This is a genomic window from Vibrio sp. A2-1, assembly GCF_021728355.1.
Lineage (GTDB): Bacteria > Pseudomonadota > Gammaproteobacteria > Enterobacterales > Vibrionaceae > Vibrio > Vibrio splendidus_K.
Genome location: NZ_JAKKCO010000001.1, coordinates 1615338 through 1632158 on the forward strand (window position 1 = coordinate 1615338; position 16821 = coordinate 1632158).

Annotated in this window: 11 protein-coding genes; 7 read left to right on the top strand and 4 right to left on the bottom strand. The window is 44.6% G+C overall.

What is annotated here, in order from left to right; genetic code table 11:
- Nucleotides 1–27 precede the first annotated feature (27 nt).
- Nucleotides 28–2442: a glycosyl transferase gene (locus tag L3V33_RS06810; protein ID WP_237290049.1), complete on the top strand. Its 2415-nt coding sequence runs from the start codon at nucleotides 28–30 to the stop codon at nucleotides 2440–2442.
- Between the two features lie 73 nt (nucleotides 2443–2515).
- Here L3V33_RS06810 and L3V33_RS06815 read toward each other — a convergent pair whose 3' ends face one another.
- Nucleotides 2516–3463: an aldose 1-epimerase gene (locus L3V33_RS06815; RefSeq protein ID WP_237290050.1), complete on the bottom strand. Its 948-nt coding sequence runs from the start codon at nucleotides 3461–3463 to the stop codon at nucleotides 2516–2518.
- Between the two features lie 64 nt (nucleotides 3464–3527).
- Between L3V33_RS06815 and L3V33_RS06820 the strand changes: the two genes are divergently transcribed.
- Together L3V33_RS06820 and L3V33_RS06825 are read left to right on the top strand one after the other, a co-directional pair.
- Nucleotides 3528–6626, top strand: coding sequence for a GH116 family glycosyl hydrolase (locus L3V33_RS06820; RefSeq protein ID WP_237290051.1), 3099 nt, complete (start codon nucleotides 3528–3530; stop codon nucleotides 6624–6626).
- Between the two features lie 96 nt (nucleotides 6627–6722).
- Nucleotides 6723–7736: a substrate-binding domain-containing protein gene (locus L3V33_RS06825; RefSeq protein WP_004732795.1), complete on the top strand. Its 1014-nt coding sequence runs from the start codon at nucleotides 6723–6725 to the stop codon at nucleotides 7734–7736.
- Nucleotides 7737–7936: 200 nt separating this feature from the next.
- Here the strand turns inward: L3V33_RS06825 and L3V33_RS06830 are convergent, their stop codons facing one another.
- Both L3V33_RS06830 and L3V33_RS06835 read right to left on the bottom strand, forming a co-directional pair.
- Nucleotides 7937–9565, bottom strand: coding sequence for an ABC transporter ATP-binding protein (locus L3V33_RS06830; protein ID WP_237290052.1), 1629 nt, complete (start codon nucleotides 9563–9565; stop codon nucleotides 7937–7939).
- 12 nt (nucleotides 9566–9577) lie between these two features.
- Complete coding sequence (locus L3V33_RS06835; RefSeq protein WP_004732800.1) at nucleotides 9578–10072, bottom strand: hypothetical protein; 495 nt, start codon at nucleotides 10070–10072, stop codon at nucleotides 9578–9580.
- A gap of 240 nt (nucleotides 10073–10312) precedes the next feature.
- Between L3V33_RS06835 and L3V33_RS06840 the strand changes: the two genes are divergently transcribed.
- Entirely contained in the window at nucleotides 10313–12673 is a 2361-nt protein-coding gene (locus L3V33_RS06840) for an ATP-binding protein (RefSeq protein WP_017083022.1), read from the top strand.
- Between the two features lie 201 nt (nucleotides 12674–12874).
- Here the strand turns inward: L3V33_RS06840 and L3V33_RS06845 are convergent, their stop codons facing one another.
- Complete coding sequence (locus L3V33_RS06845; protein WP_237290053.1) at nucleotides 12875–13621, bottom strand: flagellar brake protein; 747 nt, start codon at nucleotides 13619–13621, stop codon at nucleotides 12875–12877.
- A gap of 274 nt (nucleotides 13622–13895) precedes the next feature.
- Between L3V33_RS06845 and L3V33_RS06850 the strand changes: the two genes are divergently transcribed.
- From L3V33_RS06850 to L3V33_RS06860, 3 genes are read left to right on the top strand one after another with little or no spacing between them, the layout of a single operon-like run.
- Nucleotides 13896–14180, top strand: a complete 285-nt coding sequence (locus L3V33_RS06850) for a GNAT family N-acetyltransferase (RefSeq protein WP_004732803.1) — start codon at nucleotides 13896–13898, stop codon at nucleotides 14178–14180.
- An 11-nt stretch (nucleotides 14181–14191) separates the two neighbouring features.
- The gene (locus L3V33_RS06855) at nucleotides 14192–15337 is read left to right on the top strand and encodes a phosphotransferase (protein WP_237290054.1); all 1146 of its coding nucleotides are present in this window, start codon (nucleotides 14192–14194) and stop codon (nucleotides 15335–15337) included.
- Complete coding sequence (locus L3V33_RS06860) at nucleotides 15327–16508, top strand: MFS transporter (RefSeq protein WP_146455375.1); 1182 nt, start codon at nucleotides 15327–15329, stop codon at nucleotides 16506–16508. Before L3V33_RS06855 ends, L3V33_RS06860 begins: the two co-directional genes overlap by 11 nt.
- Nucleotides 16509–16821 lie beyond the last annotated feature (313 nt).

Below are 16821 nucleotides of genomic sequence, written 5' to 3' on the forward strand. Positions count from 1 at the left end.
CTGATTTGGGAGGGGCTAGGGATAGTGATGATGAAATTCGGATATTTTGACGATAAAAACAAAGAATACGTAGCAACCACACCGTGCACACCGATCAAATGGTGTAACTACGTGGGCACATTAGATTTCGGTGGCATTGTAGATAGCAACGGCGGCGTATTGCTGTGTAAGGGCGATCCGGCACTCAACCGCATTACTAAGTACATTGCTCAACTGCCAAACTCAGACTTCAAAGGCTCGACTATGTACCTCAAGGTACGTGATGAAGCGGGCAACGTAGAGGTGTTCTCACCTTTCTACACGCCAACTTTAAAGCCATTAGACAAGTTTGAAAACCACACTGGTTTGTCATACACCACCATCATTGCAGAAGCCTTTGGTGTGCGTTGTGAAGCGACGTTCTTTGTACCAAAAGCTGACCAAGTACTGCTACAAGACATCAAAGTCACCAACATTTCAGACAAAGCGCTACACGTTGATGTGGTGCCTGTGTACGAATTCACACACTTCGATGCGCTTAAACAGCTACTCAATGCGGACTGGGTTCCACAAACCATGACGCTAAAAGCACACCAACAAGAATCGGGTTATACCGTGCTTGAGCAGTATGCTTTCATGAAGCGTGACTACGCGGTGAACCTGATGACAGCGGATCGCCCTGCGACGTCTTTTGATGGTGATCGCCAATCGTTCCTAGGTAATTTGGGCTACGGTACATGGGCAGCGCCAGAAGCACTAAACAATGATGAATTAGGCAACACCGAGTGTTTGCGTGGCGACAACATTGGCGCACTGAACCTGCGTCTAGGTTGGTTATCTCCAGAGCAGACCGAACGTACGATTGTACAAATCGCGCAAGAACAGAGCCTAGAAGCAGCATTGCCTCTATTGGCTAAATACCGTGACCATCAAGTGGTCGATTCTGCTTTCGCTGAACTGGCGGAACATTGGGATGGTTACCTACAAGCGGTTCAGGTTGAAACGCCAGACCCGGCAATGAACTCGATGCTGAACGTACATAACCCACGTCAGTGTCACACAACCAAAAACTGGTCTCGTTACCTGTCTCTGTACCAGCTTGGTTATGGGGCTCGTGGCATCGGTTTCCGTGATTCTTCGCAAGATACTTTAGGCGTAATTACTCACATGCCAGAAGAGGCGCGTGAGTTCATCGAGCGTCTGTTGTCTGTTCAGAATACTAACGGTTCTGCGATGCATCAGTTCTTCCCATCAACAATGGAAGCGAACGCGGGTGACTCTCGTGAAGAGGAAGACCGCCCTGATTACTACGGCGATGATCACCTGTGGATCATCTATGCGGTGACTCAATATGTGAAAGAAACGGGCAATGCGGACTTCTTGAATAAAGAGATCCCGTTCTACCAGAAAGACAAAGACGGCAACCCCGTTGAAACCGGAACCGTTTGGAACCACCTATGTCGCTCTATTGAATTTACCTACACCAACACGGGTGAACATGGCTTACCGCTATTAGGTTTCGCTGACTGGAATGACACGGTGAACCTACCAACAGGTGCTGAGTCAATGATGGTTGCCAATATGTACGGCAAAGCACTGCTCGATATGTTGGACCTATGTGAGTTGCGTGGTGAAGCGAAACTGACGGCTAAGTTCAAGGACCAATATCAGCAGATGCAGAGTACGGTCAATGAGTGTGGTTGGGATGGCGAATGGTTCGTTCGTTACTTCGATGAGCAAGGCTTGCCAATTGGTTCTCATAAAAACGAGCAAGGTCAGATCTACACTAATGGTCAAAGCTGGCCTGTGATCTCTGGTTTTGCAACGCAAGAGCGCGCAACACAAGCGTTAGATTCGGTTTACAACAAACTGAACACGGCGAATGGCATCAAGCTTTCAACGCCAGGCTACAACGGCTTTGATCCACAGCTAGGTGGCGTTTCAACGTACCCACCGGGTGCGAAAGAGAATGGCGGCATCTTCCTGCATTCAAACCCTTGGGTAATGATTGCAGAAGCGAAAATGGGCAACGGCGAACGTGCGTATGAGTACTACCGTCAAATAAACCCAGCGTCTAAGAACGATGACATTGATACCTTTGAATCTGAGCCTTACTGCTACCCTCAAAACATCTTGGGTGACGAGCACAAGCAGTTTGGTTTAGGACGTAACGCATGGCTTTCTGGTACTTCATCTTGGACCTACGTGGCGGGTACGCAGTGGATTTTGGGTGTCCGCCCTGAAGTGGATGGTTTGCTGGTGGACCCTTGTATTCCGGCTGAGTGGCCTGAGTTTAAAGTCCGTCGTCAGTTCCGTGGTGCAACATACAACATTCATGTCACTAACCCGAATAACGTCTGCAAAGGTGTGGTAGAGATGAAGGTAAATGGTGACCTGATTTCAGGTAACAAAGCACCGGTATTTACATCGGGTGAGCACACCATAGAAGTGGTTTTAGGTTAACAATGAGAAGGGCGCTTTATGCGCCCTTTATTGCTTTTTGGTTTCTCTTTAGTGTCGCTTTATTTTGGTTGCATCACTGTGGTTGATAGCTGGCTTGGCATTGCCAAGTAAAGGTCTGAGATTGGTTCGGGCTAAGCGTCAATAAGCCTATCTGGTTATTGAATGCATCAGCTGGGCAAGTCATTGGTTCTATTGCAATACTTTGTTCGCTAGTCGGTGTGTAAAGCTGAACGAATGGGTAGCTTGCATCTTGTTGATAGCGAATTGCGGCAGACGAATCTGAGCGCGTAAACGCAAGTTGATTGGTTGTCTTGGAATCAAATTCAAAGCAGTGATTTAAGCTTTGATTGGTGAGTGAATCCTCCAAAGACAAACAGTCAAAAGCCAGTTTTTCACCATTGGGTAGGTCGTTTTCGTGGATGACCTCAGAGCAAGGAGACATAGTGAGTCCACATTGTTCTAGCTCAGTGCCGAGTGAGAAATAAGGGTGCCAAGCATCACCGAATGGGAAGGTTGAATCACCCAGATTAGAGACGGTCGTTGAGGAAGTGAGTTTACCCGTGATGTCGACAGTGAAGGTTACTTCAAGGTTGAAAGCAAACGGGAAAGCAGGGTGCAAAGACGATGTTTGATACTGCAACGTCACACTGGCGGATTCTTCAGTGGCTACGTTGTTTGTGATTGAAAAAGGTTGGTTGTAGAGCAGGCCGTGTACGGCGTGATCAGACCAAGGAAAATTAGCTGGGAGTTGATGGTTTTGATTATCGAAACTGTAACGACCTAAGTTTAAACGGTTTGGAAAAGGGAATAATTTAGCACTGCGGGAAAAGAACGGATGTTGGTTGATCAGTTCATCATAATTCTGATAACCACAAATAAAAGAGAATGGACTGTTATTTACGATATATTTATTAATAACAGCACCAAATCCATTGATTATTTGAAGTTCTATACCATGTTGGTGGTTTATTAATGTGACAGAGTCAATATTTCCAAATTTTTCATTTGTAATTTTAAACATGTTGATGTCTCCATTTTTAAAAGATATTAACAAGAAGAAAAAAATATTCAATGGCGGTTTTAAAATGAATAATAAAATTCCATATACGAGCTACTCAGGAAATTCGGAATACTTATGTAAAAAAGGTGATGCAGTTGAATTTATTCAACCTTGGTACACGCCAATTTCTACCACACCAGAAAATACCGGTATGGCGGTGGGCGGAATTGGTAACACATTTACACTGACGCCAAACGGCAAAACACCAAATTTCAGCTTTATTCCGGGAATATTTGTTGATTGTTCAGAGCAAGTTATTAATTTTAATGATTTTTATGCGTCAGTGATGAATGTGCCAACCATCGACACGCTGCAAGTTCTTAATGAACAAGAGCTAAGCGTTCACCTGAACTTTTATCCGGCTTTGTTCGATGGAAAAAAGATTGAAAGTAGAGAAATGTCGGATGCGATTAGTCTCATTCAAGCAGCATTAAAAAATGGTCGCTTCTACCAAGAAAATAAAGCTAACTTTACAAAATGGAACGTTGAATTTTCAAATAAGACTCAATTGTTAATTGAAGAAGATTCAGACTCAACTATTTGTCAATTATATGTAGCCTTAGATTTCTTTAATGGTTTATTAATAAATGATACAACGAAGTTATTATCGCTTACCGCGGGTGATAATAATGATATGGATAGTCTCAATGGCAGTGATATAGATAGAGTTAATGGCAGAGATATAGAATACCAAGCTTTATATCCATTGGCTGAATATAAATACAGTAGCTTCGAAGATATTAATATAAAGCGCAAGGTAGTATCTCCGATCGTTAAAGAGAACAAACGCCTCTGTTCTTTACCGATGCACTGGAATCACTTCGAATTAACAAATAATTCATCGCAACCACGCGTGATTACGCTTGCTCAACCACTACAAAACTTGATTGGTTCAACCTATCAAAAAGGTCGTGATGGCATTCAAGATTCGGCATGTACTCTGTCTCAAAACCCAATCGCTCAGCAGCATGATGCGGTTAACTTAAAGGGCGAAAGCTGCAGTTTTACTGGTGTTCAACTCTACAGCCAATCGCCTTATCAAAGTGATATTGAAGGCGAGGTGGTATTCGGTGTCCAAACTGATAATCGCCTGACTGAATCTGGCAAAGTATCGGTGTCCGTGAAACCGACGTTTTATACATCTAAAACGGCGAAACAAACCGAATTTGCACTGAAAACAGGTCGCACAAACGGTGAGTTCCAAACGGGAATTTACACGGGGCGTGAAGCACTGAGCGCTTTGGTTGTGGTGCAGGTTGAGCTAGAAGCGGGAGAGTCTGTTGACCTGCGTTTTGCGCAAGTAATGGCACACAGCAAAGTCATGCTTAATGGTTGGCATTCAGAGAAGGCTTACACGCAATTTTACCCGCAAACGCAACCAGCTCTGCCGATGTTAGAAGACGTATTGCCTGAGCTAGAAGCGATTGAGCAACAGATCGTGAAGCAACAAGCAACCTTCCTAGAGCAAGCTCAAAGCAAGATCTCGCAGCCTGATTCAGCACTTCGCTATGCGACGATGGCGATGAATTCATTGTCGTTCTTAGCGGAATCAACGGTATGGGATAAAGAAGATAAATTCTTAGTAAAAGAGTGTGTCGACTACCCATTCTTTAACTCTCTGGATGTGTATTTCTACGGCTCATTCTCACTACTTTATTTGTTGCCTGAGCTTGATGGCTGCGTGATGAAAGAGTTTTCTAAGGCCATTTTGGCGGAAGACTTTACCGAGCGCCGCTACTGGGAATACGAAGCGACGCCCAATGCCGAATTGATTGATGACAAGTACCAAGGCGTGCGTGCAATTCGAGGTGCGGTAATCCACGACTTGGGTAGTCCGTTTGACATCCAGCCCGATGCTTACAGCTGGCACAACGTGAAAGAGTGGAAGGACTTAGCGCCGAAATACATTCTGATGGTGTACCGCCATTACCAAAACACCCAAGATCTCTCTGTGGTTAAAGAGTGCTGGCAAGCGGTAACTGAAAGCATCGATTTCTTATCGAATTTGATCGCTGAAGGTGACGATTTACCGCTAACCCGTGGCACAGACGATACCTTTGATAACCTTGCGTCTCACGGCATCTCTATTTACTGCGCGAGCCTTTGGGTAGCAGGTCTACAAGCCGCGAGCGAACTTGCACAATTGATGGGTGAAAGCGAGCTAGCTAGCGGTTACTTAACGCGTTCTAAAAAGGCGTTAGCCACGGTTGAGCAAAGCTTGTGGGATGACAAAGAGGGTTACTACCACTTCTTCGTGACGCCAGTTCAAGCCAAGCATCTAACCGGTGCGGGCTATCAAGCTCTGGAAACCTTAGGACTTTCATTGACTGGCGATGCGATTGCTGACAAGAACACGCTCAATACCTATTTAAATGAAACAGATACTTCTATCAATATCAGTAAGGTATCTCAAAGAGTCTCTAAGAAACGCTTGCTGAGTGAGACCGCGCCTCAAGCCTTTACTCAAGAATATCTAGAACTAGTACCTGATTCCGATAACAGTTTTGGTGATGCCTTGTTGGCCGACAGTTACCTAAAGCTCATCGGCTTGGAAGGTATTTTCCCACAACAGAACATCCAACGCGCATTGGACTATGTTTATAAGCACAACTTTGAAATTAATAGTCCTAAGTTGGGTGTTGCGAATATGACGTTAGCCGACGGTTCACCACATGAAGCATTTCAGGCACAAGATGTGTGGATTGGTGTTCAGTTTAGCGTGGCAACGGCGTTGAACTTAGCGGGGAAATCGCAACAAGCAGAAACATTGATGGATACTGTGTATACCGCGCTCTATGACTATTCGAAAATTCCATTTGCAGCGCCAGAGGGATTCAATTGCTCTGTGTCTGTCAACGAGAAAGATCTTATAGAAGTATTTAAAGTGTCGCAAAATGATGCGAAAAGCTGGCTAAGTGTACTTAAATGTCAAAAGTGTGTGCTGTCTGACGGTCGCATCAACCCAACATTAACGAAAGATACTGACAATTTTGTTAAAATGATAGGCGGCGAAATTCCGTTAGAAAAGCTGGCAGGCTTACACAAATGGCTATTGAGTACTGGCTTGAAATACACGGCTGGCCGTTACTTCAGACCGGGGATGATCTTCGCCTACATGTATTAACTTAATGACACGATTTTCAACGAAAGCAGTGGTATGCAGGTTGAAACTGATGGGGAGCTTAAAGCTCCCCGAATGTCACTTGATTAGGGTATCGAGATGCGCACTAAAACAAAAAAAACAACAGTATACGATGTAGCAAGACTGGCTGGTGTTTCTCCCAGTACCGTGTCTCGCTTCCTTAATCGAACCACTTATGTGTCTGACGATAAAAGCCAAAATATTGAGCAAGCGATTAAAGATACTGGCTACAAACCTAATTTTCAAATGCAAGAAAACACCAACCGACGTTCACTCACCATTGGTGTGTTGGTGCAACACCCTGACAGCCCCTATACCAGTCGTATTCTCAATGACATGGAGAAAACACTGATCGCTCAAGGCTATTCGTTAGTAATCGCGACAGGGCATTGGCAGAAAAAGTTGGAAATGCACGCGTTGGAGTATCTCGCAAAAAGTAACGTGGATGGCATGATCATCGTGACAGGAAGTATTACTCAGGAAGAGATTGCCAAGTATGCACAAGACATTCCTATCGTGATGGTTGGCTACGATTTTGTTGAGAATAACGTCCGATCCATCAACATTGATAACGTATTGGGCGGCTACATGGCAACCTTACATTTACTGCAACAAGGGCATGTGAATATTGCTCATATTAAGGGGCTTTCAAGTCAACCTGATTCGGGGAATCGCTTTGAAGGCTATAAGAAAGCACTTCAAGAGGCGGGCATAAAAGTGATGCCAAAACTCGTTAAACAAGGTGATTTCAGTAGTGAATCTGGGTATGAGAAAACCGTTGAATTGATAGAGTCGAAGGTTCATTTTTCCGCTCTATTCGCAGCCAATGATCAAACGGCTTACGGTGCGATTAAGGCGCTGTCTGACCACGGTTATAAAGTGCCAGAAGATGTGTCTGTGATTGGCTTTGATGACTTGCCTACGTCTAAGTATTTCACGCCAGCCCTGACGACGCTGAGACAGCCGATTGAAGAGATTGGTGAGGTGTGTGCTCAGTCGATTTTGAACTTGTTATCTGGCGAGAGGCATGAAGCTCGCTTGCCACCGATTGATTTGATTGTGAGAGAGTCGACCAAGTCTTTGTATCGTTAGTATGCCATGAAGTGATTTGATGCCAGGGAATGACACTTCGAGAAGAATTATTTCCCTTCAGAAACGAAAAATGTCGCATCCATGCGACATTTTTCTTTTGGCGGCCAAACCAGTTTTGCTATATCCATTCTAGATTTCAATCCATTAGGAGATTATTCAGAATGTAAATATAAGACGCTGTTAATGTTGATTAGTTCCCGTTACGCCGCATTTTTTTTCGATTTATTTTCTAAGTCGAATGACGCTGCGATTAACTTCTTGGTGTAGTCGTTTTTCGGGTTGTTGAAAATCTCTTCTGCAGACCCTTCTTCCATCACTTCACCCTTCTGCATCACTAATACACGATCCGACAGTGCTTTCACTACCGAGAGGTCGTGGCTGATGAACAGAAAGCCGATATTGTGCTTGGCTTGAATGTCTTTGAGCAGGTCAATCACGGTCAGTTGTACTGAGCGATCGAGTGCCGAAGTCGGTTCATCCAGCAAAATGAAAGAAGGTTCAAGAATCAGCGCGCGAGCAATCGCGATACGTTGTCTTTGTCCGCCAGAGAACTCATGTGGATAACGGTTTATTGAATTCGGCTCTAAGCGAACTTCAATCAATGCTTTGCGCGCTCTTTCTAAACGTTCTTGCTTGGATAGATGAGGTTGATGCACCGTTAAGCCTTCGGTGATGATTTCCCCAACTGTCATGCGTGGTGATAAAGAACCATAAGGGTCTTGGAACACCATTTGGACATCTTTCTTGAGCTTGTGGCGCTCTTTGTCATTTAACAAGCTAACATCTTGGCCTTTGTAAACAATACGTCCGGTACTTGGCAGCAAGCCTATTAATGCACGTCCAAGGGTCGATTTACCTGACCCTGATTCCCCCACAATGCCTAGCGTTTCGCCTTGTTTAAGATTCAACGAAATGCCTTTTACGGCTTCGAAGTACTGACTTTTACTCTTGATGAAATGTGATTTAACCAAGAACTGAACTCGGATATCGTCAGCAGACAACAGCTCTGGAGCTGATGCCTCAACAGGAACCTTAGCGCCTTTAGGAATCGAGTTAATCAGCATGCGGGTGTAGTCGTGTCTTGGGTTTTCGAATAAGGCTTGAGTAACCCCTTCTTCAACCAGTTCACCTTTACACATCACCAGAACACGGTCTGCAAAGTGTTTTACTACCCCAAGGTCATGGGTGATAAACAAAATCGCCATGCCCATCTTGCTTTGAATCTCTTTGATCAAAGAGAGCACTTCAGCCTGAACCGTTACATCTAATGCCGTAGTGGGTTCGTCGGCAATCAAAATATCGGGCTCATTAATCAAGGCCATTGCGATCATGATGCGTTGCAGCTGACCACCAGAAAACTCGTGAGGATACTTAGTGTAGGCTTGCTCTGGCATTGGTAGGTGAACCAGTTCAAACAGCTCAAGTACGCGCTGTTTGGCCTTTGACTTTGATACCTTACGGTGACACATAATGGCTTCAGCCACTTGAATACCCACACGCAGATATGGGTTCAAAGAGGTCATCGGTTCCTGAAAGATCATGCCGATTCTGTCGCCACGAATCGACTGCATTTCTCGTTCAGTCTTGCCAAGTATTGATTGCCCCTCAAATTCTATTTCAGATTGAGCATCAATGATGGCGTTATCAGGGAGCAAACGCATGAGTGCGTTAGAAGAGACTGATTTACCTGAACCTGATTCACCAACAATGGCCAAGGTTTCGCTAGAATTAAGGGTAAAGTTAACCTTTTTTACCGCATCAATGATTCCATCATTGGTTGTGAAGCTAACGGAGAGGTTATTGACTTTAAGAATGGCCCGGTCCGACATGATATATCCTTATCAATTTAAGACATTAGGTGAAGATTTCACTTCTGACGTGGTTTTAAGTTGCCCAAAATGGTGATGAGCACGTTGAATTTGTTCTAGTTCGAGCATCCAATACGAACTGCGTTGAGCACTGCAAAAAGCGATCAAATGATTGAGTAGATCTTCACTCTGTTTTTCCAGCAGTGAATAGGTGCGTTGGATCAGTTCTGTACTTTCGAGAGAGATAAATTGCATCAGTGCGTAAGACTGATTCAAGGTGTCGAAGGCTTGCTGATGGTGGCCTAAACGGTTGAAAATCTCTGATTGAGCGACACTTGCGTCTCTAAGCCCTGCAAGTAGACAGGCAAATTGGCAGGGCTTGATGTCGCTTTGGTATGCAGCGTCCTGGATGTGGTGAGGAAGAGACGTTAGAACATCACCATACAGGCGCTGTGCTTCTGGCCAGTGACCTTGTTCCATTAACTGTTCAGCTTTTAGGTAGTGCATCCAGCATCGTTCAATTTCCATATCCACATCCTCAATTTATAATATCTGAAAATGTTAATGATATTTATTATCAAATGCAAATTAAAATCATTCACGTGTTAAGTTAATGAATAAAATGGCCGGTTATTCTTAAAAATGGCTCAAATTGTGCGTTATTTGTTCAGTTGAACAGCGGTGTTGCGTAAGTCACTAAATTTATAGGAAATTACATCTACACTGATTTTATCTACACCCAAGCAATGAAGGACTAAGGAGGCGGCGATGGCGATGCAAAGACTCAATACAGAACAGCTGTATAAGGTAGCGGAACTCGATAAGCTACCATGTAAGTCGACCAAAGAACTGGCTCCAATTGACGAAATCGTCGGGCAAGAACGTGCACAAAAGGCCGTTGAGTTCGCGATGTCAATCAAGGAAAAGGGTTACAACATTTATGCGATAGGGCGAAATGGTTTGGGTAAGCGAACCATGATTTTGCGCTATCTAAACCGACACACTCAAGAGGTCCAAGAGCTTTTTGATTGGTGTTATATCGCGAACTTTGAAGATATTCGTACACCGAAGGTACTCAAGTTGCCACGTGGCGTGGGCAGCAGCTTAAAGCAAGACATTGAAAAGCTGATGCGTAAATTGCTTAAAGCCATGCCGCTCGCATTCGACAATGAGATGTACTTTAGCCGTGCAGATAGGCTTAAAAACCAATTGGCCACGAAGCAACAAGCTGCACTCGAAACAATTAGCCAAGAAGCGAAAGACAAGGGCATCAACCTGACGATTACTACTCAGGGTGATTACCAGTTTGTCGCAATGAATGGGGATGATCTTCATACCGAAGAGAGCTTCGATCTGCTTTCGCCGGAAGAGCAAGACCAGTTCGATAAAACCATCGATGGATTGGAAGTGGGTCTACGAACCATTTCTCGCGAACTGACCGAGCTTGAAGAGACGTATACAGAGAAAATTCAAAAGCTTAATGATGATACGGCGCGAGATGTGATCACGCACTTCATCAAGCAGTTGAAGCAAGATTACAGCCAATATCCAGATATCAAAAAGTACCTGACGGCACTGCGTAAAGACATTGTCGACAACGCAGATATTTTCTTGGAAGAGAGCACAGAGCAAGCAGAAGTTGCGACCGCCTCTTTGGATAAGAAAATGCCGCGTCGCTACAAGGTTAACGTGATTGTGAGCCAGAAGGAGGAGACTTTGCCGATCGTGGTTGAAGAGAATCCGAATTATCACTCTCTGTTTGGCTATGTCGAGACGGCAACTTTTAAAGGTACTGTATTTACGGACTTCTCATTGATTCGCGCTGGTAGTTTACATAGAGCCAATGGTGGTGTGTTGTTGATGGATGCGGTTAAAGTCCTCGAACAGCCTTATGTTTGGGAAGGCCTGAAGCGCGCGCTACGTTCGCGTCAATTGAGCTTCACTTCATTAGAAAAAGAGGTCACGTTAACGGGAGCGGTATCGCTTGATCCTGAACCCATTCCATTAGACGTTAAGATCATTTTGTTTGGTGATTACCGCACTTATCAACTGCTGCAACATTACGATGCGGAGTTCGGTGAACTGTTCCGTGTCACAGCCGATTTTGAAGATGAGATGAAGCGTACTGCGGATTCTGAAATGCATTATGCACGCTTCATTTCGAGCATCGTACATGACAACAACATGCTGCATTGTGATCGTAAAGCGATTGCTCGCATCATTGAGCACAGTTCTCGTCAGGCGGGTGACCAAGGTAAGTTGTCGCTGCACTCGGCACACATTGCGAATCTGCTTCGTGAGTCAAACTACGTGGCGAGAGGCTCAAAATCGAACTTGATTCGTGCAACGCACGTCGACCAAGCGTTATCTAACCAACAGATGCGTGTCGGACGACTGCAAGACAGCGTAATGGAAACCTTCACTAACGGCACAACGCTAATCCATGTTGATGGTCAGGCGGTTGGGCAGGTCAATGCTCTGTCAGTACTTAGTACTACCGATCATATGTTTGGTGCGCCGAACCGAATCACGGCTACCACAGCTTACGGTGACGGTGAAGTGATTGATATTGAAAGAAACGTAGACCTAGGTGGCAGTATTCACTCGAAAGGGGTGATGATCTTGTCTGCTTATCTTTCTTCAGTGTTTGGTAAGACAGCTAAAGTCCCGCTCACCACTAACATCACCTTCGAACAATCGTATGGTGGTGTCGATGGTGACAGTGCGAGTATGGCCGAGTTCTGTGCGGTGGTGTCTGCGTTTTCTAAGCAGCCAAACCGCCAAGATATTGCGATTACCGGCTCAATGAACCAGTTCGGTGAATCTCAGCCAATTGGTGGTGTGAACGAGAAAATTGAAGGTTTCTTTGATGTGTGTGAAATCAAAGGACGTTCAAACGAACAAGGGGTGATAATCCCACGTTCGAATGTTCATAACTTAATGCTGCGCGGTGACATCGTGAAAGCAGTTGAAAAAGGCGAGTTCAATATCTGGGCGATTGACCATGTCACAGAGGCGATTGAACTGTTCACAGGCAAAGCCGCAGGTGAGGCAAGTGATGAGGGTAGCTATCCAATTGATACTATCTTTGGTATCGCTCAAGCTAAACTGAACGCACTGCGTAAATAGCTGTATAGCTAGACTAGATAGTTAGCTAGTTTATGCCTAGATAAACAGATAAACAGATAAACAGATAAATAAACAGCCAAAACGCAAAAGTCATCGATTCTAGAGTCGATGGCTTTTTTATTGGTTGCGACTTAGCTCGCGAGTGAGTGGTTTGTATTTGGTCAATTCACGAATTAGATGAGCGCAGTGTGTTAAATGATCTTAGCCGTTTCGTAAGCAGAGCTTGGTGCCATCGAACTTTAATTTTGCCAACAAGTTTTTGGCGTTAGCTCGGCCAATATCATCAAATTCCACACCGTATCGAGCGTAGTGCGTCGATTTTTGCAGATTACAGATGATGCCTCTCAATGGAGGGATAAGAGGGCCATTGTAGTTCTCAGGCGTAATCTCGATAGACACTCGATCGGCAATCTGAATTGCACGAGAGGTCGGAGAGGTCACAAAACGACAACCACTTTTCGATAAGTCTCTTACCTCACAGTTTGCTCGTTGGTCGTTGAAGATAATTCTTGAAGCCAAGTTCACTTCATAGCGTGTTTCTTTACGCAACTGAGTGACTTGCATCGTGCTTGGTGTCGAAAGTACAAGAATAGGGAAGGGTTCACCAATCTTATGGTGAATTTGGCTTCTAAAGTGAATAAGTGCGCCCTCACCTCGCAGAGAGTAGGCTCGAGCGGTCATCCAAAAACCTTCTTGAAAGAAAAAATTCAGATCTTCATTGGATACCTCGGGAACCTCAACCACAATACAGTTATCACTGTGTGTACCGATAAACTTGGTGGTGGCGAGAAACTTCGTGCCAACTGGAGTCGAGACATTTAATGTCAGCTCACTGCCGTGCTCAATCATGGCCAGTGCATCGGTGCTGTTTATCGTAGAAACGGTGCGGTTACGAGGATCTTGAAGTGCCTGATTATGCTCCAAAGGCTTCTTCAGTGGTGCGTTCATTATATATTCTCCATGCGCCAACATGCGTCTGTTAGTTATATTGGTAACTTGCTAACAAGGGGTTATTACGTGCTAGATTGAGTAGGCGTACTCACATAGATTTATAGAGTGCCTTTTATCATTGCTGTTTTTATATTAAGCCGATGGCACTGAATTGACTACTTTGTTTGTAAGTACTTAGTTTTATTTATATGCACTTGCGTTAGTCTATTACAAGGAACTCATACTTCAAACTTTTATTGTTTGTCGTATCAATTATTTGCAGGAGTTGAGAATGCAGGCAGTAAAATGGGATCAAGAAGTGAACCAGATCACAGTTGAGCTAGAACCCAACCAGTTCGCGGTCGTTAAGTATCAAAAGGACGGAGATGTACTACATATCACTTCGACACGAATCCCTGATGAACTACAAGGCAAGGGCTTTGGCAAGGTGATGATGGAATCGGTCTTGCCTGAAATTGAACAAGCAGGCTTTAAAATTGTGCCAGTTTGTAGCTATGTCGTTCACTACATGAATAGGCAGCCACAGTGGTCACATCTTCTATCTGATAAAGCATAGCAACGAGTAATATGTCTCAATCAATATCGTCAAATAATCGGGCTCAACCTGAAGCGAGTTCAAGTCAAAATCAGCCTGAGCTTTATCAAAAAATAGCGACCTCGTTGGGTTGTCATGAAGGGTTTGATGTCCAAGTGATTCAACGCCTGTGGGGGGGATATGGCGAGTTAGTTCGCTTGGTCTTTTCTCAAGAAGGCCATGCTGAACCGAAAAGTGTGATTGTTAAACATGTCGCGTTGCCAGATAAAGCAGAACACCCCAAGGGTTGGAATACTAAATTATCTCACCAACGAAAGGTGCACTCTTACCAAGTGGAAACGGCTTGGTATCAGTCGTTTACCCAACAGTGGGATGAGCGTTGCCCTGTGCCTGTAGGGTTGCAATGTGAGTTACAAGAAAACGAGTGGCTGATTGTGATGCAAGACTTGGCCGAGATCGGTTTTCCGTTGATCTCTCAGTTTGATGTGCTTGCTGCTTCTGACGATCTGGCAACCAAAGATACTCAGCCTGAACTGGCGTCTGGTTACACACGAGAAGAGCAAAAACAACGCGATGCTTGCCTTAAATGGCTCGCTAATTTTCACGCAAAGCACATCAATATCAATCAACAACAGTCGTCATCATTGTGGCAAGTCGGTACTTATTGGCATTTAGACACACGCCCTGATGAGTTTAATGCCTTGGCAGATTTACCCTTGAAGAACCAAGCCAAGCACATCGACCGTTTACTAAAAGAATGTCCATATCAAACCTTAGTCCATGGCGATGCCAAGCTCGCCAATTTTTGTTTTGATTCGGAAAGCGAACGCGCGGCTGCGGTCGATTTCCAATATGTGGGTTATGGTTGTGCGATGAAAGACGTGGCTCTGTTTATGAGCAGCGCAGTGAGGCCGCAAGATTGTGCAAAGCTTGAATCACAGATGTTAGAGACTTACTTCCGATACTTGGAAGAGGCATTGACGTACTATCAGCCACAGCTTTCGTTCGATGATGTAGAGCAAGCATGGCGACCTATGTTTTATGTGGCGTGGGCTGATTTTCAACGTTTCGTAAAAGGTTGGAGCCCAGAGCACTGGAAGATCAACCCGTATACTGAGCAATTGACCTTACGAGTGCTCACTCAATTAGACGAACAGGAGTCCGTAAATGTTCGATAAAACCGCGAGCTGGAAAACGCCGCAAAACTTCTTATTACTGATTTCGATTGTTGTCCCTGTCGCGTTTTCAAGCTGGATGGCTCTGCTGAATAACTTCGTGATAGAGAAAGCGAACTTTGATGGTGCCGATATTGGCTTGTTGCAAAGCGTTCGTGAGATTCCTGGTTTCTTAGCGTTTACCGTGGTGTTTGTTTTGGCATTCATTCGTGAGCAACGCTTTATGTTGATATCGCTGGCGATGCTGACCGTAGGCACGGCGATTACCGGTTTATTTCCTACACTCACAGGCTTGTTACTAACTACGATTTTGATGTCGACGGGCTTTCACTATTTTGAAACGCTTAAGCAATCTTTATCTTTGCAGTGGCTGAATAAAGAAGAAGCACCAGAGATGCTGGGTAAAATGATCTCTGTGGGCGCGCTCGCGTCATTGATAACGTACGGATCTATCTGGGTGATGTTGGAACAGCTTAAGCTGGATTTCGCTTGGGTGTACGGCATTACTGGAGGCATTGGTTTTATTCTGGTTTTAGTGATGACCTTTGGCTTCCCTGAGTTTCAAACCAAGACTCAACAAAATAAGAAATTGGTGCTGAGAAAGCGTTACTGGCTCTACTACGCACTCACGTTTATGAGTGGTGCAAGAAGACAAATCTTCACGGTATTCGCAGGCTTCTTGATGGTAGAGAAGTTCGGTTACTCGGCTGCTGATATAACGCTACTGTTCTTAATCAACTATCTGTTTAATTTCTTGTTTGCCAAACGTATTGGTCGATTTATTGGTGTAGTCGGTGAGCGTAAAGCGCTGATCTTCGAGTATGTCGGTTTGATTGGTGTGTTCGTTGGGTATGCTTTAGTACAAACGGCGGAGTGGGCAGCCGCGCTGTATGTGGTCGATCATCTGTTCTTTGCGTTGGCATTAGCGATCAAAACCTACTTCCAGAAAATTGCAGATCCTGCTGATATGGCCTCAACCGCGGGTGTCTCTTTCACCATCAACCATATCGCCGCGGTTGTTATTCCAGTCGCGTTTGGTGTGATTTGGTTGTCTTCCCCTGCGACAGTTTTTTACATTGGTGCAGCAATGGCAGTGGTTTCTCTGGCGCTGTCTTTAAACATTCCTAAGAAGCCTGAAGAGGGTAACGAAGTCCGGATGTTTAGCTGGCGCTAATGTGCATTTCAATCTGATGAGATAAACAAAAAGCTCCAATAGTGATATTGGATCTTTTTTGTATGCGTTGTTTGATGATCAAGAAGCGTCACGCTCTAAACGTATGATTTTGAAGGCTCGGATTTACGAACAGTAGGGTAAGGTGTGATATATTTCATCAACGCGAGATAAAATAAGCAGTTTTCGCTTCAAGCTCTCATGTTCAAAGGAATGTGTATAGCAGCCTAATGGACAAGTCTCGTATGTTGGGTTCGAATCACGATGATTTATAATTGGATATAATGTGATAGGTCGAGCGTAGGCTCGACCTTGC